Here is a 23,948-nt window from a genome sequence, read left to right as displayed (position 1 = left end):
AAGGACACCGCCATGTCAGGAATCCGACGGGCCGGCGCCATCGCGCTCGGTGCGGCGCTCGTGCTCTCGCTCGCGGCGTGCGGCAACACGAACGCCGCCGACGAGGTCGCGGGCGGAGGCGCCGGGACCGGCGCCACGGGCGACAACATCGTCATCACGTACAACTCCCCCGAGCAGTGGGGCAACTTCGGCAACGTGCTGCGCGAGTTCACGGCCGACACCGGCATCCAGGCCCCCAACGACCCGAAGAACTCGGGCCAGACCCTCGCGGCCCTGCAGGCCGAGAAGGCCGCGCCCGTCGCGGACGTCGCCTACACGGGCATCGCGTTCGCCGACCAGCTCTCGCAGGGCGGACTCATCCAGCCCAGCACGCCCGCGGGCGTCGAGAACATCCCCGCCGATCTCAAGGCGGCCGACGGCTCCTGGTACACCGTGCACACCGGCACGGTCGCGTTCATCGTCAACACCGACTACCTCGACGGCGCACCCGTGCCGCAGAGCTGGGACGACCTCCTCAAGCCCGAGTACCAGGGCAAGGTCGGCTACCTCGACCCGTCGCAGGCCGCGGTCGGCTACTCCGTCGCGACGGCGGCGAACCTCGCCCACGGCGGTGACCTCGACAACTGGGAGCACGGCCTCGAATACCTCTCCAAGCTCAAGGACAACGGCGCCGTCACGCCCGCACAGACCGCGACCGCCAAGGTCAGCCAGGGCGAGATCCCGATCCTCGTCGACACCGACTTCAACGGCTACCAGCTGCGCGACGAGGGCGTGAACGTCGAGGTCGTCATCCCGAGCGACGGCTCCCTCCAGATCCCCTACGTCGTCGCGAAGGTCGCGGGTGCGCCCCACGGCGACAACGCCGACAAGCTCCTCGACTTCTACTTCTCCGAGAAGGGGCAATCGCTCTTCGCGGAGGGCTACATGCGCCCCGTCATCGGCGACATCCCAGCCGCCATGGCCGACAAGATGCTGCCCGCCGCCGACTACGAGCGCGCCGCGACGATCGACTACCTCAAGCAGGGCGCCGTCCAGGCCGACTTCGTCGAGCAGTTCACGTCCCGCGTGGGGCAGTGATGCGGCCCGACGCCAGACTGGGCTGGATCGCCGCACTCCCCGCGTGCCTCTTCCTGCTCGTCTTCGCGGTCGCACCGCTCGCGGTGCTCGTGCGCAACTCGCTCGGCATCGGCGAGACGGGCCTCACCGAGCAGGCCGGGTTCACGTTCGACTACTACCTGAGCGTGTTCACGACGCCCGCCCTGCAGCGATCGCTCGGGAACTCGATCCTCGTGTCGGTCATGTCGGTGCTCATCACGATCGCGATCGCCGTGCCGTTCGTGCTCGAACTCGCGAAGCGTGAGCGGGCCGGGAAGCGCTCGACGATCGCCGACGCCCTCGTGACGATGCCGATCGCCCTCCCGGGCACCGTCATCGGCTTCTTCGCGATCGTGCTCATCGGGAACACCGGGCTCCTCGCCCGTGTGTTCCCGGGGGTCGCGGGCATGGCGTACCTCCTGCCCGGCGTGCTCCTCGCCTACGTGTACTTCTCGCTACCCCGCGTCATCGGGCCGCTCCGGGGCGCCGCGCAGGCACTCGACCCGGCACTCACCGAGACGGCGCGCTCGCTCGGCGCGCCGAGATGGCGTGTGTTCCGGACGATCACGTGGCCGCTGCTGCTGCCCGCCGTCATCGAGAGCTCCGGCACGGCCCTCGCGACGGCGTTCGGCGGCTACGGCACGATCGCGACGCTCTCGCAGGGCATCCGCCTGCTGCCCCTCGACGTCGTCGATCAGCTCAGCACGGCCGGCTACAACGTCGCCGCGGCCTCCGCCACGGCCGTCGTCCTCGGCCTGCTCTCGATCGTGTTCCTCGCGCTCGGACAGCTCGGCTCCGCCTGGCTGCGGCGCGGCGGATCCGCCCCCGTCTCCCGCCGCGGGGCGTCCCTCGCGGCGGGCGGCGGGGCGGCCCTCGCGACGGGCGACCCCACCACACTCACCGCGGGCGAGGCGCCCGCCGTCACGACGGGAGGCAGAGCATGACCCGGCAGCGCCCCATCTGGACCTGGATCGTCCTCGGCATCGTCCTCCTGCCCTTCCTCGCGACGCTCGTCGCGGCGACGAGCGTGGACTTCTCGAAGGGCGCCTACGGTGGCGGCATCACGCTCGACTGGCTCGCCGCGGCGTGGGTGCTGCTCGCGCCGAGCATCATGCGCAGCGTGCTCGTCGGCATCATCGTGCTGCTGGCGAACCTCGTGCTCGGCGGCACGCTCGCCTGGTGGGTGTCCCGCACGACCTCGCCGTTCGCCAGGATCGCCGTGTACCTCGCGAACGTGCCCCTCGCCGTCCCCGGCATCGCGATCTCCATCGCCCTCATCGGCACGTTCGCGGCGCTCCGGCCGAGCGGCCTGCTGCTCGTGGCGGGCCACATCCTGTTCACCCTGCCGTTCACGATCGCCGCGCTCGTCCCCGTGCTCGGCTCGCGCGAACTGCTCGAGACCGAGCAGGTGGCCCGCAGCCTCGGCGCGAGCCCGTTCCGCACGCTCTGGAGCGTCACGATCCCGGCCGCCGCGGTCGCGATCATCCAGGCGAGCGGCATGGCGTTCGCGCTCTCGTTCGGCGAGTTCAACGTGTCGTTCTTCGTCAACCCGCCCGCGACGCCCATGGCGCCGTTCGCGCTCTTCGACGCCTACCAGACGAGGCGCCTCGAGCTCGCCTCGGCCGAGACCATCATCTTCATCCTCTGCGCCGCACTCGTGATCGGGCTCATCACCTGGTCACGCACCATCGGCTCCTCACGGAGAGCATCCCAATGACCACAGCAGGTCTCGCGATCGAGAACATCGCGGTCGACTACGGCTCTACGCGGGCCAACCAGGACATCACCCTGTCGGTGCCCGCGGGCGAGGTGCTCGCGCTCATCGGCCCGAGCGGCTGCGGCAAGTCGACGCTCCTGCGCGCGATCGCGGGCCTCGTGCCCGTCGCGACCGGCAGCGTCACGATCGGCGGCAGGGACGTCACGCGCCTCTCGCCCGCCCAGCGCAACATCGGTCTCGTGCCGCAGAACTACGCGATGTTCCCCCACCTCTCGGTGAACGAGAACATCGCCTACGGGCTGCGCGCCCGGCACGCCGCGAAGGCACACATCGCCGAGCGCGTCGACGAGATGCTCGAACTGACGCGCCTCACCGAATTCGCGCAGCGACGGCCCGACGCGCTCTCGGGCGGCCAGCGGCAGCGCGTCGCGCTCGCCCGGGCCCTCGCCGTGGACCCCGATCTCGTCCTCATGGACGAGCCGCTCTCGGCGCTCGACCCGCAGCTTCGCGGCGGCCTGCGCCGCGAGCTCGCGGCGCTCATCGCCGACGCGGGCTACACGACGATCATCGTCACGCACGACCAGGGCGAGGCCCTCGCGCTCGGTGACCGCATCGCGACCCTCGAACGCGGTCGACTCGTGCAGCACGCCGTCCCGGCCGAGCTGTGGAACGCACCCGAGAACGCGTTCGTCGCCGACTTCCTCGCCGGTGCACTCCTGCTCGACGTGACGTGGGACGGTGACGTGCCGACCGCGCTCGACGGTCGTTGGCGCTTCGACCCGTCCGCCCGGCTCGCACCGCAGGCGCCCGGCCGCTTGCTCGTCCGCGCCGACAGCCTGACGATCGTTCCCGGCGACGAGCCCGGCACCGTCGCGGCGACCGTGACGGCGGCCGAGTTCGCGGGCGACACGACGCGCCTGCGGGTCGCGTTCGGCGACGGCGTCGAGTGCGACGTGCTCGCCGAGGGGCCCGTCACGGTCGGCGGCACGGTCGCCCTCGCACTCCCCCCCGAGGCGGTGCACCTCGTATGAGCGACGACACCAGCGCCACGCCCACGCCGGACGACACCCGGGCCGCAGTCGCCCCGCGTCCCGAGGCGCCCGAGGCGCCCGGAGTAACCGGAATCCTCGAGGTGCTCGGCGCGAACGCCACCGCACCGAACGCCGCGGGCCCCGCCTCGGGCTACGTGCTCCACACCGACGAGGGACTCGTGCTCGTCGACGCCGGCCCCGGCACGATGGCCGCCTTCACGTCGCGCTATCCGCTCGACGCGATCCGCGCGTTCGTCGTGACGCACCTGCACGCCGACCACAGCCTCGACCTCATGGCCTGGGCGTACCGGTGGACGTTCCCGCAGGTGCTCCCGCCCCTCCCGCTGCTCGTCCCCGAGGGGGCGACCGCGAGCGTGGCCGCGTTCGACGCGCTGTTCGGCATCCCGACCCTCTCGACGATGAACGCGCCCGTATCGCAGTCGTTCGTGCTCGAGGCCATGCCGATGGACGGGACGACGTCGATCCGACTGCCGGGCGCCGAGCTCGTGTCCTTCGCCGCCCGGCACGCCGTGCCCTCCGCCGCACTGCGGTTCCGCGTCGGCGATCGCAGCTACACGTTCTCGTCCGACACGGGCGATTGCCCGGGGCTCCGCGACGCCGCACGCGGAGCCGACGTGTTCGTGTGCGAGGCGACGTGGCTCGACGAGCCCGCGCCCGAGGACCGCGGCCACGGCCACCTCACGCCCGCCGAGGCGGGGACGATCGCGGCCGAGTCGGGCGTCGGCACGCTCGTGCTCACGCACCTGTCCCGTCCCGAGGACGGTGCCGAGTCGGTGCGCCGCGCCCGCGAGCGGTTCGACGGCCCGATCGTGCTCGCCGCCCCCGGCGTCCGCGTCGCCTGATCACGCCTCGGCCTCGACGGGGAGACCCCATCGCGGCCGGGGTGTTCGCGCCGACCGTGCCGAATGGGCCGTGTCGCTCGCGGATCGTCCGCGCTGCGCCGTCGCCTACGGGGCACCGTCACCCGCGAGCGCCCCGTCACCTGCGAGAGGCCCGTCACCCGCGAGAGGCCACGTCGCCCGCGAGAGGCCACGTCACCCGCGAGAGCACCGTCACCCGCGGGGGTGCCGGCACCCGCGAGAGCACCGTCACCCGCGGGGGTGCCGGCACCCGCGAGAGCGTCGTCGCGCGCGATCCTCCGGGGCCTCGCCGCCGGGCGTCGAGCCCGTCAGCCTCGACCGGACGGCGCGACGACACCCCGCTCGTACGCGTAGATGACGGCATGGATGCGGTCGTGCACCCCGAGCTTCGAGAGCACGTTCGACACGTGCGTCTTGATCGTCGCGTCCGACACGAACAGACGCTGCGCGATGTCCGCATTGCTCAGCCCCTCGGCGAGCAGCAGCAGCACCTCGCGTTCACGCTCCGTGAGCACGTCGAGCGCGGCGTCCGAGCCCGAGGTCACGTCCGCGGCGTCGGCCCGGGCGGGTGCCGTGTCGACGGCATCGCTTGCCGTCGGGGCGTCGCCCGCGAGCCGCATCGCCTCGATCACGCCGCGCGTCACCTGCGGATCGAGCAGCGCATCGCCCGAGTGCAGCACGTTGATCGCCTCGATGAGGGTCTCGGGCGGCGAGTTCTTGAGCACGAACCCGCTCGCACCCGCCCGCAGCGAGGCGCGGACCGCCTGCTCGTCGTGGAACGTCGTCAGCATGAGGATGCGCGGCGGGGCCGCCTGCTCGGTCATGATGTGCGCCGTCGCCTCGATGCCGTCCATGCCGGGCATCTGCACGTCCATGCAGACGACGTCCGGGCGAAGGCGGTCGGCGAGCACGATCGCCTCGCTGCCCGAGGACGCCTGGCCGACCACCTCGATGTTGTCCTCGGCCTCGAGGATGAGCTGGAAGCCCGTCAACACGAGCCCGTGATCGTCGACCAGAAGCACCCGGATCGGATCGTCGTCGTTCACGTGTCGCCCTCTCGCCCGCTGTCGTCGGTCAGTCTAGGTGCCGGTCGACGACGGGTCGGCTTCCGTCGCGTGAACACCGTGTGTCACCTGCACATCATCCGTCGCACGCGGCTCGCTGCTCGCGTCGTCGCCCGCATCCACGGAGCCCGCGGCGCGCTCGGTCGGCCCGTCGACGACCTTCGCCGTGCCCCCGGCTCCCGGCGCCGTGCCCGTCGCCCCCACCGCCGTGACGAGCGGCAGCCGCGCGCGCACCCGGAACCCGCCCTCGGCCCGCGGGCCGACCTCGATCACCCCGCCCACGGCGAGCACGCGCTCGCGCATGCCCGTGATGCCGCGACCGGTGCCGACCGACTGCGGCGCCGACCCGCCCGAGGCGCCCGTGTCGGTGATCTCGACCTCGACGCTCGTCGACAGGTAACGTAGCCGGACGTCGATGAGCGTGGCAGCCCCCGCGTGCTTGCGGGCGTTCGTGAGCGCCTCCTGCACGATGCGGTAGGCGGCCGTGCCGACGACGGGCGTGACCTCACCGGCTCGCCCGACGACCTCGGCGTTCACGACCATGCCCGCCGAACGCAGCTCCTCGACGAGCTCGGGGATCCGATCCATCGTTCGCGTCGAGGGCGCATCGGTCGCGCTCCCGCCCGCATCGCGCTCGTCGTCCCGCAGGGTCGAGAGCATCGCCTGCAGCTCCGCGATCGCGGTGCGCGCCGACGACTCGACCTCGAGCAGGGCACGCTCGGCCCGGTCGGGCGATTTGGCGAGGCTCCGCCGCGCCGCCGCCGCCTGCAGCCCCATGAGCGATACGTAGTGGGCAACGACGTCGTGGAGTTCGCGCGCGATCGCGACGCGGTCGAGCTGGACGGCCTGTTGCGCGACGGTCCGGCGCTCCTCGAGGAGCGCGTTCGCCTGCTCCGTGAGGGCGATGCTCTGCCGCCGCAACACCTCCTCACGTCCGGCGCGTCGATAGTCGTTCGAACCGAACAGCAGCGCCGCACCGAAATAGAGCACGTTGATGATGCCGGTGAAGAAGGTGAACGACACGATGAGCGGCGTGAGGTCCGCGTTCGGGTCCGCCGCGGGGAAGCTCGAGAACGAGTACGAGTACGAACCGAGTGCCCACACGGTGCCGGCGACGAGCGCGATCAGCCGGATGACCGTGACCGCGACGCGGTGCGCGCTCCACGCGCCGGCCGAGTAGATGAGGAAGAAGCACGCGACCTGCGTGAAGAGGTTGTCGTTGTACAGCGCGAGCTGACCGATCGTGAACGCCGTGCTGCCGAGCACCATCGACAGGATCGGTGCGGCGTGCCGGCCCGCAAGGCCCGCGAAGAACAGGAGCGGGACGACGATCGACGCCCACAGCGGCGACGCGTCGCGCCCCGAATCGAGCGCGACGTAGAGCAGATCGTACGTGTAGGCCGAGACGACCATGCCGGAGGTCAGCAGCGCCGCGATCAGGAGGTCGAACGGCAGGTGCCGCCGCCACTCTCGAGGCCGCACCCAGTCGTCCGGTACCCCGTCGCCCACGCCCGTGAGCCGGTTCCAGAACGCGTCGCGCCGTCGCTGCGGCCGGGTCTCGTTCGTGCTCATCCCGACACGGTAACGGGTGCTCCCGCGCGCGGGATCGGCCGCACGGGCGAGCTCCCCCGGGGCGTCACCGGGCCGCGCGGGGAAGGCGGTCCCGCGACGGCGCGGTGCGCCCACGCTCCGGCACGCAATGTGCCGTCGCGGCGCCCCGGCGCGTGCTGAGGGGAGCCTAAGATGGATGCCGTGAGGCGGCTCCGCGTCCGCCTCCGCGACCGGAGCCCCTGTGAAGCACTACTCGACCCGACTGCTCATGACCTGTGCCGCGATCGGGGTCGCGGGTGCCGTGCTGTTCACCGTCAACGCCTGGGTCGGCGGCACGGTCGCGAACCTCGTCCCGTTCCTCTACGGGCTCACGATCGGGCTGTACTTCGTGCCGGGCGCGCTCGCGCAGGCGCTCATCCAGCGCGGTGGCGTCGGGCTGCTCACGACCGCGTTCGCGGGCCTCGCGGCGAGCCCCTTCCAGCCCCTCTTCTTCGGCGCCTTCCTCATCTCGCTCGCGATCGGTGCGCTGCAGGAGATCCCCTTCCTCATCGGCCGCTACCGGCACTGGCGGACGTGGATCTTCCTCGTCGGCTCGATCGTCTCGGGCCTCATCATGTGCGGCGCGTCGATCCGCCTGCTCGACGGGGAACAGACGAGCCTGCTCGGTCAGATCGTCATCATCGGCGCGACGGCCGTCTCGCCGCCCCTGTTCACGATGCTCGCCGTGTGGCTCTCCCGCTCGCTCGCACGGGCCGGTGTCGGGCGCGACCTGCGCCGCACCGAGGACCGGAAGGCGTGACGGTCGAACCGCCGCTCCTCACCCTCGACCGGGTCTCGATCCGCCACCGCGACGCGAGCGCACCGACGCCCGCGGACGTCTCGCTGTCGATCGGCCCGGGCGAGGTCGTCCTCTTGCTCGGCCCATCGGGCTGCGGGAAATCGACACTCACGCTCGCGATGAACGGACTCGTGCCGCAGGCGATCGACGCGCGACTCGACGGCACGGTCCGGCTCGGTGACGAGGACGTCGCAGAGCTCACCGTCGCGCAGGCCGCGACACGCGTCGCGATGATGTTCCAGGACGCGGACTCGCAGATCGTCACCTCGACGTGCCTCGACGAGGTCGCGTTCGGGCCCGAGAACCTCGGCCTCCCGGTCGACGAGGTGCTCGCCCGCGCAACCGCGGCGCTCGAGCGGGTCGGCCTCGCCGACCGGACGGCCGAACGCCCCGAACATCTGTCCGGTGGGGAGCGCCAACGCCTCGTGCTCGCCGCCGCGCTCGCGCTCGGCTCACCGCTGCTCGTCCTCGACGAGCCGACCGCGAATCTCGATCCCGCCTCCACGCGCCGCGTCTACGAGGTGCTCGGTGCGCTCGTCCGGACGGGCGAGCACTCGCTCGTGCTCGTCGAACACGACCTCGACGAGGCGCTCGGCATCGCGACGCGGCTCGTCGCACTCGACGCGGACGGCCGGGTCGTCGCCGACGGTCCGCCCCGTGACGTGCTCGACGCGCGGGCGGACGAGCTCGACGCGCTCGGCGTCTGGCTGCCCGTCGCGACCCGCGCCGCCCGCCGACTGCGCGCCCTCGGGTGGGACGTCCCCGGCGCACCGCTGTCGTGCCGCGAATTGGCCGACGCGCTCGCGTCGCTCGACGGGCCGGGCACCGGCACGGGCACTGGCACTGGCACTGGCACTGGCACTGGCACTGGAGCCGGGACCGACACCGACACCGACACCGACACCGACACGACCGTGCCTGCGCGGGCCGACGTGCTCGAATCCGAATCCGACTCGGTGCCGGCCAGCGGTGCAGGAGTCGGAGCCGGAGTCGGGCTCACGATGCACGAGGCCGCTCGCGCCACCACGTCTGACGCTGCCGCCGCGACACCCCGCGACGCACCGAGTGCCGCCTCGACGTCACCCCGCTCACGTGCTGTCGGCGACCCGGCCGAGTCACCCCTCGTCGAGGTTCGAGGGCTCCGCATCCGCCGCGGCCGCCGCACGGTGCTCGACGTCCCCGCACTCGATCTCGCCCGGGGCGGGATCACGGCGGTCGTCGGTCCGAACGGCGCGGGCAAGTCGACGCTGCTCGAGGCGATCTCGGGCATCGAACCGCCGCCGCGCGGCACCGTGCGACTCGACGGCACGGACGTCGCGCGGCTGTCCTCGTCGGCGCTGCGTCGCCGCGTGGGGTTCGTGTTCCAGAATCCGGAGCACCAGTTCCTCACGCCGACCGTGCGCGAGGAGCTCGAACTCGAGGCGCGCACGCGCGGTATCGACGCCGTCGCGGCCGATGTCGACGGCGTCCTCGAGCGCTTCGGGCTCGGCGCGCATGCCGAGCAGCACCCGTTCCTCCTGTCGGGCGGCCAGAAGCGGCGGCTGTCGGTCGGGACCGCGCTCGTCGGCGGTGCCGGGCTGCTCGTGCTCGACGAGCCGACGTTCGGGCAGGATCGCGCTCGTGCCGACGAGCTCCTCGCCCTCCTCCACGAACTCGCCGACGCGGGCACGACGATCGTGCTCGCTACCCACGACCTGCAACTCGCGGCCGATCATGCGAGCGATGTGCTCGTGCTCGACCGCGGGACCGTCGTCGCCCACGCCTCGGCCGACGAGGTGTTCGCGGGTGACGCGCTCGAGCGCGCAGGGCTCGGCCTCCCGCCGCTCGCCGCTGCCCTCCGCGCGCTTCCCGCGACGCATCCGCTCCGCGACGCGACGGGCCTCGCGGGCCTCGGGGCGAACGCGTGAGCGCCGACGACGGCGCGCCCACGCGTTCCCGACCCGACCACGCGACCGCCGACGACGACACACGCACGCGTTCCAGGCCCGACCGCACGGCCACCGACGACGCCTCCACACGCGCTCGGCCCGACCTCGCGACCGCCGAGGAGATTCGCGCTCCGTTCCTGTTCCGGCTCAACCCGCTCGCGAAGCTCCTCGGCACGCTCATCGCGATCGTCGCACTCTTCTTCACGACCAGCCTCTCGGCGCCGATCACGTGGATCGTGCTCGCACAGGTGCTCCTGCTCGTCGGGGGTCCGCGCGGCGTGCGGCACGTGATCGGCATCCTCGTCGTGCCCGCCGTCGTCGCCGCGATCCTGTCGGTGACACTCGGCGTGTGGGCCGCATCGCACGTCACCGCCGGGTCGGCCGAGATCGCCCGCCTCGGCCCGATCGTGCTCTACGTCGACGGCTGGTGGCAGGGACTCGCGACGGCCCTGCGCCTCGTCGCGATCGCGGTGCTCGCCTACCTCGGCGGTGCGACGACCGAGAGCGGCGACTTCGTCCGCTCGCTCATCGCGCAGCTGCGCGTGCCGTACCGGATCGGCTACGCGGCGCTCGCCTCGTTCCGGTTCGTGCCGCGCTTCCGGGCCGAGCTCGCGACGATACGGCGAGCACACCGCGCGCGCGGCGTCTCGTTCGGGCGAGGGCCCGTCGGTGCCGTGCGGCGCTGGCTCGCGAGCGTCGTCCCGCTCATCGCTGGTTCGATCCGCCACGCGGAGCGCGTGGCCCTGTCGATGGACGCGCGTGCGTTCGGTTTCGCCGATGCCCGCACCGAGCGCCACCCCGTCCCCTGGCGCACCCGCGACACGGTCTTCGTCATCGCGAGCGCACTGGCGACGGCCGCGATCACCACGGCCGCCCTCGCCGGCTGACCCCTGCCCCGGCCGGCCACACGCAGTCCCGAAGCCGAGTTCCGGGCGGTTTTCGGGGTTCCGGGGCACCCGGAACCCCAGATTCCGCCCGGAACGCTGCCGGAGCGAATTGGCGATGGTAGCGTGACTCGCCGGTTGTCGGCGAGGGGAGTCGCATGGGAGACGGCGAGGGCGCGAGCGCGGACGCTCGTGCGGGTACGACCGGCGAGATCGACTTCGACGGGATCGACTTCGTCACCTCGGATCATCACTTCGGGCACGCGCGCATCATCGAGCTCGCGGAGCGCCCGTTCGCGTCGCTGGACGAGATGAACGGGGCCCTCATCGCCGCCTGGAACCGCGTGGTCGGCCCCAGCGACACCGTGCTGCACCTCGGCGACCTCGCGCTCGGCAGACGAGAGGCTTCGATCGGGCTCACGGCCGCACTCAACGGGCGCAAGCTCCTCGTGCCGGGCAACCACGACACGATCTCCTCCGTCTACCGCACCTCGACGGCGAACCGTCAGCACACCCGCGAGCTGCTCGCCGCGACCGGCTGGGAGGTGCTGCCCGAGACGCTCACGGGCACGCGGAACGGCAGACGAATGCTCGCGAGCCACTACCCCTATCGGGGTGACTCGCAGGAGTTCGACCGTCACGTCGACGCCCGTCCGGACGACGACGGACTCCCCCTCCTGCACGGTCACACGCACGACCGGGACCACGGGCCGAGGGGGCAGATGTTCCACGTCGGCGTCGACGCGTCGAACTTCACCCCGGTACCGATTGCGGTCATCGACACCTGGCTCGCGACCCTCGCCCCCTGACCGCCGCACCCGCGCGCCCCACCCGTGCTCCGGCTCGTGTCGGCCCGAGTTCCGGGCGGAATCTGGGGTTCCGGGGCACCCGGAACCCCAGATTCCGCCCGGAATTGCGAGGGCGGCGGGAGGGGGTCAGGACATGAACTCGTCGAGTTCTCGGCCGCCGGGGCGGGCCGGCAGCATGGGAGCGTCGATCTCCGCGCGCTCGAGGAGCTCCGACATGCGCTTGCGGCGCGACGGCGGGATGAGTGTGACGACCGTGCCGCGGTGGCCCGCGCGCCCCGTGCGGCCCGAGCGGTGGAGATACGTCTTGTACTCGTCGGGCATGTCGGCCTGCACCACGAGCCGGACGTCGTCGACGTGGATGCCGCGCGCCGCGACATCGGTCGCGACGAGCACGTCGACCTTGCCCTGCGCGAGATCCGCGAGGTTGCGCGAGCGACGGATCTGGCTGAGATCGCCGTGCAGCGCGACCGCCTTCACGCCGCCGTCGGCGAGCTCGCCGACGACCTTCTCGGCCCCGAGCCGCGTCCGCGTGAACACGAGCACGCGCCCGCCGGAGCCCGCGAGCTGCTGCAGCACCGCATCGCGATCGCCGCGGTCGACGACGAGCACACGGTGTTCGATACCGCTGTGCGCCGCGTCGTCGTCGGCGATCTCGTGGACGGCCGGGTCGACGAGGAACTCGTCGACGATACGCAGCACCGCGGAGTCGAGCGTCGCCGAGAACAGCATGCGCTGACCGCCCGGCTTCACCTTGCGCAGGATCCGCTGGATCGGCTCGAGGAACCCGAGATCGGTCATCTGATCGGCCTCGTCGAGCACCGTCACGACGACCTGCGAGAGGTCGAGATGCCCCTGCCGCTCGAGATCCTCGATGCGGCCGGGCGTGCCGATCACGATGTCGACGCCACGCTTGAGCCCGGTCACCTGCCGCGACTGCGGGACGCCGCCGTACACCTGCGTCGTGAAGAGCCCGACGCTGCGCGCGAGGGGCTGCACCGTGCGGTCGATCTGGAGCGCGAGCTCGCGGGTCGGCGCGACGATGAGCGCGCGCGGTGCGCGGCCGATCGCCCGCTTTCGGCCCTCGGCGCCCGGCGCCCGAACGGTCATGAGGCGTTCGACGACGGCGACGGCGAACGCGATGGTCTTGCCGGATCCGGTACGGCCCCGGCCGAGCACGTCGCGACCCGCGATCGCGTCGGGGATCGCGGCGACCTGGATCGGGAACGGCGTCTCCGCGCCGAGGTCGGCGAGCGTGTCGACGAGATTCGGACCGACACCGAGGTCGGGGAACGTGACCCCCGCCGTCTGCTCGGGCGTCAGGGGCGTCGACTCGAGCCTCGCGAGCACGACGTCCTCCCGGAACGGGCTCGCCTGCGGAGCGCGATCGTTCGCGTGCCGGTCACCGGAGCGACGCTCGTCGTCGCGGCCGCGACCGGCGTCGCGGGGGGAGCGCGTGTCGCGACGGACGGACTCCCGACGCGGCTCGTCGCTCCGCTGGCCGGTGCGTCGGCCGCGGGCGTCGCGCGCGGCGGAGCGGCGGGCGCGGTCGCCGCGCGGCTCCTCGTCGCGCCGTGCCCCACCGTCGCGCGCGGCGCGCTGCGGTGCCCCGGAGCGGTCGCGGGGGACGTAATGCTTCGGCGCCTTGAATCCGCCCGATCCCTTGCGCTTCGGCATGGGACTCCTCACCACTCGCGTCCGACTCGGCCACAAGAGACCTTACGGCACACGTGTTCACGGGGCCGGGCGCCGCGTGGATTCCCGGCGCCCGAGCACCGCTCACAGCGAGGTCGTGACGATCCTCGTCCACGGGCCGGGCGGCACGTCGGCCTCGTCGACGAATCGCCAGTCGAGCGACTCGGTCGAGCCGTTCGGGTCCTCGAACCCGAGGCACGAGTTGAGCGCGGGCGAGATGTCGGCGCCCGCACCGCCGTAGCGCGTGTTCTTGGGGCGCGCGTCGTCCTCACCGAACACGTACTCGGCGTCGTCGTACTCGCCGGGGCCGGCGTCCTGGATCTGGCCGTAGCAGGTCGCGTCGCCCTTCCGCATCTCGACCCAGCGGTTCTTCATGATGCTCGTGCTCGGATCGTCGAGCATCGAGGCGTACGGCTCCTCGGAGGCCCACGGCACGACGTCGGCGCGCATCGCGGCCGCCGCGGGGTCGTTGACGTCGTCGAACGGCACGTCGAGGTAGAAGGGATTCTCCTTCGGCGTCATCGAGGTGGGGAAGTAGTCGTCCTCGGCCGATCGCTTCTCGGTCTCGCACGTCCCGTCGACGACGACCCCGTCGCAGCCACCGTAGTTCTCGTACCAGTTCTCGTCGTAGGTGGAGAACATCTGGCTGCCGTCGGGAGCGTCGGGATCGAACACCTCACCGACCCAGAACGTCGTCGCGATGATGTCGGTGTGCCACGGGTACTCGCCCACGTCGTCCCCTCCGGTCGGTTGACAACCGGTCAACAGCACCGCGCAGACCGCCACGGCGACGAGTGCCACCGGCCCGGCGGGGCGGCCGACACGCGACGCTCGACGCGGAGGGCCCGCGTCGCCGAGTTGCTCGGCGACGCGGGCCCCACGAACGGCGATCCGTTCACCGCGGACTGATCGATCAGCCACGGAGGCAGATCCGGAGGAGCCACCAGAGGAGCTTCCCGATGATCGTCTTCGGGGAGCACGTCTTGGGCGGCGTGCCCGGGTCCGGCGGCGTCGTCGCGGTCGGCGTCGGCGTGGCCGTCGGCTCCGGCGTCGCGGTCGGCGTCGGCGTGGCCGTCGGCTCCGGCGTCGCGGTCGGCGTCGGCGTGGCCGTCGGCTCCGGCGTCGCGGTCGGCGTCGGCGTGGCCGTCGGCTCCGGCGTCGCGGTGGGCTCCGGCGTCGCCGTCGGCTCCGGCGTCGCCGTGGGCTCGGGCGTCGTGGTCTCGCCGGTCGTGGCGAGCGACAGGTCGTCGACGGTCAGCGTCCCGTTCGAGAAGATGCTGAGTCCCACGGCGATGCCCGTGTAGCCGCTCGGGACGGCCTGCGTGGTCCACTCCGCTCGGGCGACCGCGTCGCTCGGGTCGAACCAGGGGCTGGAGTCCCAGTACTCCCACGTGCCGGTCGCCGTACGAAGGTGGACGACGAACTGCGACACGACGTCGGAGGTGTAGCTCGCCGCGACGTCGTACGTCGCACCCTCCTCGGCCGCGGGCGCGCACTCGCCGAGATCGTGGCGCTGCATGTAGCCCGCAGAACCGTCGACGTAGTCGCTCATCGTGATCCTCGCCGACGCGGCACCCGCGAGGGCCTGATCGCTCTTGCCGGCCGCGATGGTGCTCGATCCCCACGAGTCGACTTCCCAGCACGCGGGCTGTTCGCCCGTCCAGTCCTCGAAGCCCGCGTTGTCGATGCGGTTGCCGGGGCCCGCATGGGAGCCCTGGTCCCAGTCGTTCTGTCGAACGGGCGCGGGCGTGCCGCCCACGACCTGCCCGACCGTCTGCACGGAGATGCGCCCGGCCGAGACCTCGGCCGCGAGGTAGTCGGCGAACTGCGTGAGCAACTCGGATGTGATGCCGATCGACGAGCAGCCCGCCTTCTCGCACACGCGGTGGAACGTGATCGGCATCCAGCCGCCACCCTGCTGTGCCTGGGTGACGAGCGTCTTGAGGTCGTCGAGCGTCCAGTCGCTCTCGACCTGTGCCGGTGCGCGGAGCGCGTACGGGTCGGCGGCGGGGACGGTCTCGGCGAGCACGCAACCATCGCAGCCGTTCTTCGACTTCACGTCACCGAGCATGCGGGCGCTCGAGAGCCCGCACTCCTGCACCGCGGCGGCCGCCTCGGCGGAGTAGCCCGCGAACGGGTACGCGAAGCTCGTGACGTCGAAGCCGAGGTCGGTGAGGTTCTTGCGGTCGAGGCAGGCCTGGCGGACGGCCTCGGCCTGGCTCACGGTGCTGAGGTCGACGTGGTTGACGGTGTGCGAGCCGATCTCGTTGCCCTCGGCGACGAGCCCGTCGAGGTCGGCCTTCGACATGTAGCCGTCGGTGCCGATCGTGCCCGAGTTGACGTAGTAGGTCGCGTCGAGCCCGCGCTCGTCGAAGATCCTCGCGCCCGTGAGCTGGTCGACGTTGCCGTCGTCGAACGTGAGCGAGACGATCGTGGAGGCGGGTGGGGTGGCCTGGGCGGCCGGTGCCGTCGCCGTGGCGGAAACGCCGCCCGCGACGAGCGCGAGCACGGCGATGCCGGCGGAGATCAGTCGGGTGCGCGCGTCCCGCGTGGACAAGGACGCGACGCTCATGCCACGGTCTCGGCGATGGTGGAGCGGTTGCGCTGGTCCTCGGCGACGGTCTCGATGATCTCCTCGAGCGGGATCTTCGGCTCGTAGCCGACGATCTCACCCGCGAGCGTGTTGTCGGGGACACGACGCTGCATGTCCTCGTAGCCCTCGCCGTACGCCTCGCTGTACGGCACGAGCGTGATGTCGCTCGTGCTGCCGGTCACCTCGATGACGGTCCGCGCGAGCTCGAGGATCGACACCTCGCGAGCGCCACCGAGGTTCACCGCGCGGCCCTGTGCCGCGGGCGTCTCGACGAGCGCGACCATGGCGGGCGCGACCTCGCCGACGAAGCCGAAGCAGCGGGTCTGCGAGCCGTCACCGTAGACGGTGAGCGGCTCGCCCGCGAGCGCCTGGCGGACGAGGTTCGGCACGACCATGCCGTAGCGACCGGTCTGCCGCGGGCCGACCGTGTTGAAGGGGCGCGCGATGGCGACCTCGAGGCCGAGCTCCTTGCCGTAGGCCTGCGCGAACGACTCGTCGATGCCCTTCGCGGCCGCGTACGTCCAGCGGGCCGTGAGCGGCGAGCCGAGGATGCGGTCGGCCCCCTCGTCGAGCTTGTCCGAGGTGTTCTTGCCGTAGATCTCGCTCGTCGAGACGAGCAGCATCTTCGCGTGATGGGCGACCGCCGCGTCGAGCACGTTCTCGGTACCGTGGATGTTCGTGCGGAGGCTCCGCAGCGGCTCGTTCAGGATCGTGTGGACGCCCACGGCTGCCGCGAGGTGGAGCACGTACTCCGACTCGCCGATGAGGCGGTCGACGAGCGCGCGGTCGAGGACGTTGCCCTCCTCGAAGCGGAACGTGCCGGGGCCCGACTCGCCCGACGTGTGCCGGGCGAGGTTGTCGAGCCGGCCCGTCGAGAGGTCGTCGAGCACGACGACGTCGTCGCCGCGCTCGACGAGCAGGTCGACGAGGTGGCTGCCGATGAATCCGGCGCCACCGGTGATGAGGATGCGCATGGTGTCTTTCTGTTGGATCCGGGGGTGTGCGGTCAGATCTGCTGGTGGGCGATGTCGGCGCCGAGGCTGAAGCTCGCGTCGAGGACCCCGGGGTGTCCGGCGAGCCAGCCGAGGTCCATCGCGCTGTGTCGCGTGTGGAGCAGGACCACGTCGGCGTGCCCGTCGGTCGCGGCGTCGCCGGCCTCGAGCACGGTGCCGTCGGCGAGTCGCAACGACGACACGTAGGGGTCGACGAAGGCGACGCCGATGCCCTCCCTGTTGAGCAGTTCGATGATCTCGACGGCGGTCGACTCGCGCACGTCGGCGACGTCGGGCTTGTACGACACACCCACGACGGTGACGCGGGCACGCTTCGGCGGGACACCGAGCTCGCCGAGCAGGGTCCGGACGCGCTCGGCGACGTGCCGGGGGCGGACCGCGAGGTCGTTCATGGCCTGTTCGAGGAGCGGCGCCTGCAGGTGGTCCGACCGGAGCTGCCAGAGCAGGTAGTGCGGGTCGCACGGGATGCAGTGGCCACCGACGCCCGGGCCGGGACGGAAGGACATGAAGCCGAAGGGCTTCGTCGCGGCCGCGTCGATGACGTCGTTGACCGAGATGTCGAGCGAGCGGCAGACGTTCGCGAACTCGTTGATGAACGCGACGTTGACGGCGCGGAAGGTGTTCTCGAGCAGCTTCGTCATCTCGGCGGCCTCGAGGGTCGGGACGAGGTGCGTCGTCGAGACGTACTGTCGGAGCACCTCGGCGGCCTCCTCGGCGCAGCGCGCCGAGCTGCCGCCCACGACGCGCGGCACGGCCTCGTGGGTGAAGGTCTCGTCGGCGGGGTTGATGCGCTCCGGGCTGAACGCGACGTGCACGTCGACGCCGGCCCGTAGCCCGCGCTCGGCGAGGGGCGCGACGAGGAAGTCGCGCGTGCAGCCGGGGTAGGACGTGGAGGTGAGGATGAGCACCTGGCCGGGCCGGGCGTTGTCGACGAGCGCGTCGCACGCGCCGCGGAGCGCGCGCAGGTCGGGCACGGCGTGCTCGTCGATCGGTGTGGGGACGCACACGATGACGGCACGGGCCTGCGACGCCTCGGAGGCGTCGGACGAGAGCCGCCACCGCTCCTCGGGCGTCATGAGGTTCGTCTCGTAGAGGCGTGCGCGGTCGCTCGGCACGAGGTCGACGTCGCCCGCGCGGATCGCGTCGAGCCGCTCGGCCTTCGCGTCGATGCCGAGCACGCGGACGCCGGCCGCGCTGAAGGCCAGTGCCGTCGGGAGGCCGACGTAGCCCATGCCGACGATCGCGATGTCGTACTTCCAGGCCGGTCCGTCGACCGGCGCATCATCGAGTGTGAGTGTGTACGTACTGGACATGAGTCCCCCCTGAGTGTGCAGCGTCTGGGCGCTGCGGCAACGAACGTCGCCGGCCGTCGTTTCCCCCACGGCAATCGAGCGACGCTCGCAATACTAGTTCGTCTTGTGAACGTGCTGTACATCCGGAGATGTACGTCTGGGGATCGTCCCCCGAATGGGTGACAGTGCGGAGCGGGGGCGACGGCCCGCGGCGAGCACGTGCGATGGCACGGGCCGCACGGGGCGTCAGTACACTGCGGATGTGCAGTTCGACGTCCTCCCGTTCGTCGTGTGGGGACTGATCCTCCTCGTGTCGGCGAACTCCGTCCTGTGGGTCACGAGTTCCGTGGTCCGCTGGGTGACGGGCGTCCCGCGGCGACTCTCGGGCCTCGGCGAGCGCCGTCGCGCGCGGATCCCGACGCGCGAGGACGTCGCCGTCCTCGTCGCCGCCCACAACGAGGAGCTCGGGATCGCACGGACCGTGCGCTCGGCCCACGAGCACGTTCCGCGCGGCAACGTGTTCGTCGCGTCCGACGGATCGACCGACGCGACGGCGGCGATCGCCCGGGCGGTCGGCGCGAACGTGCTCGAGGTGACGCCGAACCGCGGGAAGGCGGGGGCGCTCTCGTACGCGATCGATCACTTCGATCTCGCGAGCCGCTTCGAGGTCGTCATGCTGCTCGACGCCGACACCGTCCTGTCCCCCGACTACCTCGACACGGGGCTGCCGCTCTTCGCCCGCGACGAGGTCGTGGCCGTCGCGGGCACCGCGCGCACGGCGTGGGATCCGGGCCCGTCGTCGTGGCTCGGCGAGCTGCTCGTCACGCACCGCGAGCGCATGTACCTCGTGATGCAGTTCCTCATGAAGTTCGGGCAGGCGTCACGGTTCGCGAACGCCGTCAACATCGTGCCTGGGTTCGCGTCGATGTACCGCACGCGGATCCTCTCGCAGGTCGACATCGCCGCGCCCGGGCTCGTCATCGAGGACTTCAACATGACGTTCGAGGTGCAGGCGAAGGAACTCGGCACGATCGCGTTCGATCCTCGGGCGGCACGTGCCTACACGCAGGATCCGGACTCCCTCCCCGCGTACACGAAGCAGGTCCGCCGCTGGAGCCTCGGCTTCTGGCAGACGCTCAAGCGACACGCGAGCCTGCCGCTGCGATTCCGGGCCTTCCTCTCCCTCTATATCGTCGAACTCACGTTCACGTCGCTCGTCATCGTCGCGATGCCGGCGCTCATCCTGCTCTCGCTCGTCGTCGGCTTCGAGGCCGTGCACGGCCCCTCACCGCTCGAGTCGTTCGCCGCGACGGTGCCCGCGCTCGGCCTGCTGCTCGGCTATTTCGCGGCCGACCTGTTCGTGACGATCGTCGCGTTCTCGATCGACCACCGGCCGCAGTTCCTGCGCTGGGTGCTCCTGCTGCCCGCCGTCCGGTGGCTCGACGCGGTCCTGTGCCTGCAGGCCGCGGTGCTCAGCCTCCGCGGGCGGGCGGACGGCCGCTGGCAGAGCCCCACGCGCCGCTGAACGGGCGGCGACGGCGTCAGTCGATGCCCGCCGCCCGCAGCTGCGCCTCGGCCTTCGCCGCGCGCCGCTGCCGGGCGCGCTCGATCGGCCCCTCGACGGCACGGTAGAGCGCCGGCAGCACGAGCAGCGTCAGGACCGTCGAGGACAGGAGCCCACCGATCACGATGATCGCGAGGGGCTGCGAGATGAAGCCGGAGTGTCCCGTCACGCCGAGTCCCATCGGCGTGAGCGCGAGGATCGTCGCGAGCGAGGTCATGAGGATCGGCCGGACGCGTCGGGAACCGCCCTGGAGGAGCGCCTCGTCGACGCTGTACCCACGCGCACGGAACTGGTTCACGAGATCGACGAGCACGATCGCGTTCGTCACGACCACACCGATGAGCATGAGCACGCCGATGAGCGACGCGACGCCGAGCGGCACGCCGGTCGCGAGCTGGAGCAGCACGCCACCCGTCGCCGCGAACGGCACCGAGACGAGCAGCAGGAGCGGCTGCAACAGGCTCTTGAACGTCGCGACCATGACGATGTAGACGATGAGGATCGCCGCGAGCAGCGCGAGCCCGAGTTGCGAGAACGCGTCGGCCTGGTCGGCGCTGAGGCCGCCGAGCTCCGCGCTCGCGCCCGCCGGGAGCGCGAGGCCCGCCAGTTGCGCCTCGATCGCCTCGTTCGTCGCCGAGAGGTTGTCGTCGGAGGGCACGACCGTGACGGAGGCCGTCGGCGTGCCGCCCTGTGACGTGATCGCGACGGGACCGTCGGTGATCTCCACCGTGGCGAAGTTCGACAGCGGCTGGATTCCCGTCGCGGTGGGGATGGGCAGCGCGCGCAGCTCGTCGAGGTTCTGCGGGGGCTCCTCGCCGAGGACGAACACGGTGACCGTGCTGCCGTCGATCGCGATGTCGCCCACGTCGATCGGCTGCATGCGCTGCGCGACGATCCCGCCGATGGCGACCTCCGACAGGCCGGCGCGTGCCGCGGCCTCCTGGTCGATCTCGAGCTGCACGTAGGGCCGGGACTGCTCGACGCTGCTCGTGACCTCGACGATCCCGGCGGTCGACCGCATCGCGTCCGCCACGAGTGCGGTCGCGTCGCGCAGCGTCTCGGTCGTGGGCGCCCGGACGTCGACCGTGAGGTCGCCCGAGAGACCGCTCGAGTCGCCGCTGATGGAGATGTCCCCGACGTCGTCGCGGCCGTCGAGTTCGCTGCGGATGGCGTCCTGCGTGGCGGCGGGGTCGGCGTCGCTCGTGAGCGTGATCGAGAACATGGCGGTCGCGCCGCCCGAGCCGCCGCCCGTGAACGCGGCGGCGAGCCCGGCGCTCCCGCTCGGGCCGCCGGAGGAGATCGTCAACTGCACGATGTCGACGCCGGGTGTCGCCATGAGCACGTCCTCGACGGCACCCGCGGCGCGGTCGCGTGCGTCGAGGCTCGCGCCGGCGTCGAGGGTCTGCGTCACGGTGAACGTGTTCTGGCCCGACGCGCCGAGGAAGTTCGTCTTCATGAGCGGCGCGAGCGCACCGGTGAGCACGAGGACGAGGAGCGCCGCGACGAGGGTCACGATCGGGTGACGCACGGTCCAGCGCAGGACGGGTTCGTAGCCGCGCTGCACCCAGGTGCGCGGCTCGTCCTCGGGCGCGGGCTCAGCCACGTCGTCGGTCTCGGCGGTCGCGTCGAGCGTGGCCGCGGGCGCGGCGCCCGGCACGGGCGGCTCGGCGGCGGGCGCCGACGCGGCCGACGCCACGGGCGCCGGCGCATCGGACACGTGCGCGGCCCGGCGCTCCTCGTCCGACTCCACGGTGCCCGACTCCGCGGCGCTCGACTCCACGGTGCCCGACTCCGCGGCGCTCGACCCCGCGGCGTCCGGCTCCGCTGCATTCGCCCGCGCGGCGTCGGTCCGGCCGTCGACCGTCCCGTCCGCGACCTCGGGGCGCGGCAGGGCGGCGCCCGTCTGCACGTACACGACGCCCGTCGACGCCTCACGCGCCTCACGGCGGCGACGGAGCTCCCGCCGTGACGGCGGCGTCACCCCCTCGCTCGTCACGATGGGTTCGCCGTCCACCACGGGGCCACCGACCCACGGGTGCGTCCCCGTGTCGGTCGTCGGCGTCGGCGACGTCTCGGTGCGCGATTCGCTCGCGGCGGTGCTCGCCTCCTCGGGCGGCGCGGCGTGCGCGCCCGTGTGCTGCGCCTCCGGTTCACGCGCCGACGCCGACTCGGCCGCGGCGCGCAGCGTGTCCTCGTCGTCGCGCAGCGAGAGGGGCGCGAACACCGCGCGATCGGCCTTCGCACGCTCCTCCGCGGGCCGCACACGCCGGTCCGTGGCGACCGCGGTCGTCGTGCCGGTGGCGACGGGTTCGCGCCCGGCGGCATCGTGCGGGCCCACGACGACCCCCGCGGGAACGGGCACACCGGCCGGCGCCGCGTCCGCGTCGTCGCGGGGCCCCGGCCCCGCGGGCAGCAGCTCGGGCGACGGGTCACGTCGCGCACGCAGCTTGCCCCCGCGGAGCAGCCAGTACGCGAGCACGGGCACGATCGTGAGCGAGACGACGAGCGAGGCGAGCAACGCGATCGTGCTCGTGAGCGCGAACGGGCGGAACAGCTCGCCCGAGATGTCGCTCACGAACGCGATCGGAAGGTACACGGCGACGGTCGCGATGGTGGCCGAGGTCACGGCCCCGGCGACCTCGCGCACGGCACGCGCGATGACGGCGACGCGCTCGGCGGGTCGCCTCGTCGCGGCGGGATGGAGCGCCATGTGGCGCTTGATGTTCTCGATGACGACGATCGAGTCGTCGACGACGCGCCCGATCGCGATCGTGAGCGCACCGAGCGTGAGGATGTTCAGGCTGTAGTCGGCGGCCTGCAGGCCGATGAAGGTCACGAGCAGCGAGGTGGGGATGGAGATGACCGTGACGATCGTGGCCCGGAACGACAGCAGGAAGACGAAGATCACGAGCACGGCCATCGCGAGTCCGAGCAGGCCCTCGATGATGAGCGTCTCGATGGACTGCTCGATGAACGGCGCCTGGTCGAACACGGTCGTGAGCGTCACCCCCGCACCGAGTTGGGACTGGAGGCCGGGCAGGGCCTCGCGCACGGCCTGCGAGACGGCGACGGTGTTCGCGTCGGGCCGCTTCGTGATCGAGATCGTGAGCGCGTCCTCGCCGTTCACGCGCGAGATGGAGGTGATGGGTTCGTCGTCCTCGACGACCGTGGCGACCTCCCCGATCGTGACGGGCGCCCCGGCGCGGACCACGCCCTGGAGCGGGAGCGCTTCGATGTCCTCGACGGACGTGAGCTGGGTGCCGGCCTGCACCGTGAGCGTCTCGTCGCCCTCCGCGAGCTCGCCGACGGGGATGAGGACGCCCGAGGCGCTGAGCGCGTCACGGAACGTCTCGCTCGTGATGCCGAGTTGCGCCGCGAGGGTCGGGTTCGGCGTGATCGCGATGCGCGGCGTCGGAGCACCCTCGAGTGTCGCGTCGCGGACGCCGTCGATGTCGGTCAGGTCGCCGAGCGTCTGCTCGCGCAGCAGCTGTGTCGTCTGCTCGATGTCACCGCCCGTGACGGCGACCTGGATGATGGGGAAGTCGTCGATGGATCCGGACAGGATCGTCGTCGACGCGCTCTCGGGCAGCGACGACTCGATGCGGTTGACGGCCTGCTGGATGCGCTGCTGGGCGTAGACCGTGTCGGTCCCGTACGTGAACTGCACCGACACCTGCGACAGGTTCGCGTTCGACGTCGCGGTCGTGGACTCGAGCCCCTCGAGGCCCTGCATCGCCGACTCGATCGGCTGCGAGACGTCCTCGTCGACGATCTCGGGCGACGCCCCCGGGTAGCTCGTGATGACGGAGACGACAGGCAGCGAGACCGTCGGGATGAGCTCCTGCTTGAGCGAGTTCATCGCGAGCGTGCCGAACACGGCGATCGTCACGGTCACGAGGGCCATCAGGGCGCGGTTCCGCAAGCTGAGTTCGGCGAGCCTGTGCATGGCCCCAGTTTCGCATAACGGCGTCTCGCGACGGTCGAGCCACACGGGCG

At 71.9% G+C, this 23,948-nt stretch carries 18 protein-coding genes; 10 read left to right on the top strand and 8 right to left on the bottom strand.

Annotated elements, in window-relative coordinates:
• Positions 1–12: 12 nt before the first annotated feature.
• From HNR16_RS16890 to HNR16_RS16870, 5 genes are read left to right on the top strand one after another with little or no spacing between them, the layout of a single operon-like run.
• Positions 13–1,077, top strand: coding sequence for an extracellular solute-binding protein (locus tag HNR16_RS16890; RefSeq protein WP_158039003.1), 1,065 nt, complete (start codon positions 13–15; stop codon positions 1,075–1,077).
• Positions 1,077–2,039 (top strand): ABC transporter permease, encoded by a 963-nt coding sequence (locus HNR16_RS16885; protein WP_158039002.1) that lies wholly within the window; start codon positions 1,077–1,079, stop codon positions 2,037–2,039. Before HNR16_RS16890 ends, HNR16_RS16885 begins: the two co-directional genes overlap by 1 nt.
• The gene (locus HNR16_RS16880; RefSeq protein WP_158039001.1) at positions 2,036–2,812 is read left to right on the top strand and encodes an ABC transporter permease; all 777 of its coding nucleotides are present in this window, start codon (positions 2,036–2,038) and stop codon (positions 2,810–2,812) included. Before HNR16_RS16885 ends, HNR16_RS16880 begins: the two co-directional genes overlap by 4 nt.
• Complete coding sequence (locus HNR16_RS16875) at positions 2,809–3,843, top strand: ABC transporter ATP-binding protein (RefSeq protein ID WP_158039000.1); 1,035 nt, start codon at positions 2,809–2,811, stop codon at positions 3,841–3,843. The genes HNR16_RS16880 and HNR16_RS16875 overlap by 4 nt, the downstream gene beginning before the upstream one ends.
• The gene (locus tag HNR16_RS16870; RefSeq protein WP_158038999.1) at positions 3,840–4,706 is read left to right on the top strand and encodes an MBL fold metallo-hydrolase; all 867 of its coding nucleotides are present in this window, start codon (positions 3,840–3,842) and stop codon (positions 4,704–4,706) included. Before HNR16_RS16875 ends, HNR16_RS16870 begins: the two co-directional genes overlap by 4 nt.
• Before the next feature lie 326 nt (positions 4,707–5,032).
• Here HNR16_RS16870 and HNR16_RS16865 read toward each other — a convergent pair whose 3' ends face one another.
• Both HNR16_RS16865 and HNR16_RS16860 read right to left on the bottom strand, forming a co-directional pair.
• The gene (locus HNR16_RS16865) at positions 5,033–5,770 is read right to left on the bottom strand and encodes a response regulator (RefSeq protein ID WP_158038998.1); all 738 of its coding nucleotides are present in this window, start codon (positions 5,768–5,770) and stop codon (positions 5,033–5,035) included.
• Positions 5,771–5,803: 33 nt separating this feature from the next.
• On the bottom strand, positions 5,804–7,360 hold the full coding sequence (locus HNR16_RS16860) for a sensor histidine kinase (protein ID WP_158038997.1): 1,557 nt from the start codon (positions 7,358–7,360) through the stop codon (positions 5,804–5,806).
• A 220-nt stretch (positions 7,361–7,580) separates the two neighbouring features.
• On the opposite strand from HNR16_RS16860, the gene HNR16_RS16855 reads away from it, so the two are divergent.
• The 4 genes from HNR16_RS16855 to HNR16_RS16840 all read left to right on the top strand — a co-directional run bounded on the left by HNR16_RS16855 (position 7,581) and on the right by HNR16_RS16840 (position 11,798).
• Positions 7,581–8,138, top strand: a complete 558-nt coding sequence (locus tag HNR16_RS16855; protein ID WP_158038996.1) for an ECF transporter S component — start codon at positions 7,581–7,583, stop codon at positions 8,136–8,138.
• Positions 8,135–10,084: an ABC transporter ATP-binding protein gene (locus HNR16_RS16850; RefSeq protein WP_158038995.1), complete on the top strand. Its 1,950-nt coding sequence runs from the start codon at positions 8,135–8,137 to the stop codon at positions 10,082–10,084. Before HNR16_RS16855 ends, HNR16_RS16850 begins: the two co-directional genes overlap by 4 nt.
• On the top strand, positions 10,081–10,992 hold the full coding sequence (locus HNR16_RS16845) for an energy-coupling factor transporter transmembrane component T (protein WP_225737713.1): 912 nt from the start codon (positions 10,081–10,083) through the stop codon (positions 10,990–10,992). Before HNR16_RS16850 ends, HNR16_RS16845 begins: the two co-directional genes overlap by 4 nt.
• A gap of 155 nt (positions 10,993–11,147) precedes the next feature.
• Positions 11,148–11,798 (top strand): metallophosphoesterase family protein, encoded by a 651-nt coding sequence (locus tag HNR16_RS16840; RefSeq protein WP_158038994.1) that lies wholly within the window; start codon positions 11,148–11,150, stop codon positions 11,796–11,798.
• Between the two features lie 126 nt (positions 11,799–11,924).
• Here the strand turns inward: HNR16_RS16840 and HNR16_RS16835 are convergent, their stop codons facing one another.
• The 5 genes from HNR16_RS16835 to HNR16_RS16815 form a co-directional block, all read right to left on the bottom strand.
• Positions 11,925–13,472 carry a DEAD/DEAH box helicase gene (locus HNR16_RS16835; protein WP_158038993.1) on the bottom strand — a complete coding sequence of 516 codons (1,548 nt, stop codon included), beginning with the start codon at positions 13,470–13,472 and terminating at the stop codon, positions 11,925–11,927.
• A gap of 102 nt (positions 13,473–13,574) precedes the next feature.
• A complete protein-coding gene (locus HNR16_RS16830; RefSeq protein ID WP_158038992.1) occupies positions 13,575–14,222 on the bottom strand; it encodes a hypothetical protein in 648 nt (215 codons plus the stop codon).
• Between the two features lie 181 nt (positions 14,223–14,403).
• Complete coding sequence (locus HNR16_RS16825) at positions 14,404–16,062, bottom strand: polysaccharide deacetylase family protein (protein WP_158038991.1); 1,659 nt, start codon at positions 16,060–16,062, stop codon at positions 14,404–14,406.
• On the bottom strand, positions 16,059–17,057 hold the full coding sequence (locus HNR16_RS16820) for a GDP-mannose 4,6-dehydratase (protein ID WP_158038990.1): 999 nt from the start codon (positions 17,055–17,057) through the stop codon (positions 16,059–16,061). Before HNR16_RS16820 ends, HNR16_RS16825 begins: the two co-directional genes overlap by 4 nt.
• Positions 17,058–17,089: 32 nt before the next feature.
• Positions 17,090–18,409: a nucleotide sugar dehydrogenase gene (locus tag HNR16_RS16815; RefSeq protein WP_158038989.1), complete on the bottom strand. Its 1,320-nt coding sequence runs from the start codon at positions 18,407–18,409 to the stop codon at positions 17,090–17,092.
• Positions 18,410–18,650: 241 nt separating this feature from the next.
• Here HNR16_RS16815 and HNR16_RS16810 point away from each other — a divergent pair, with 241 nt between their 5' ends.
• Positions 18,651–19,913, top strand: a complete 1,263-nt coding sequence (locus tag HNR16_RS16810) for a glycosyltransferase family 2 protein (RefSeq protein WP_179558322.1) — start codon at positions 18,651–18,653, stop codon at positions 19,911–19,913.
• Between the two features lie 16 nt (positions 19,914–19,929).
• On the opposite strand, the gene HNR16_RS16805 is transcribed toward HNR16_RS16810, so the two are convergent.
• On the bottom strand, positions 19,930–23,898 hold the full coding sequence (locus tag HNR16_RS16805) for an efflux RND transporter permease subunit (protein ID WP_158038987.1): 3,969 nt from the start codon (positions 23,896–23,898) through the stop codon (positions 19,930–19,932).
• Between the last annotated feature and the right edge of the window lie 50 nt (positions 23,899–23,948).

This window comes from Pseudoclavibacter chungangensis (assembly GCF_013410545.1).
GTDB lineage: Bacteria > Actinomycetota > Actinomycetes > Actinomycetales > Microbacteriaceae > Pseudoclavibacter > Pseudoclavibacter chungangensis.
This window is presented reverse-complemented; position numbering and strand designations above follow the sequence as displayed.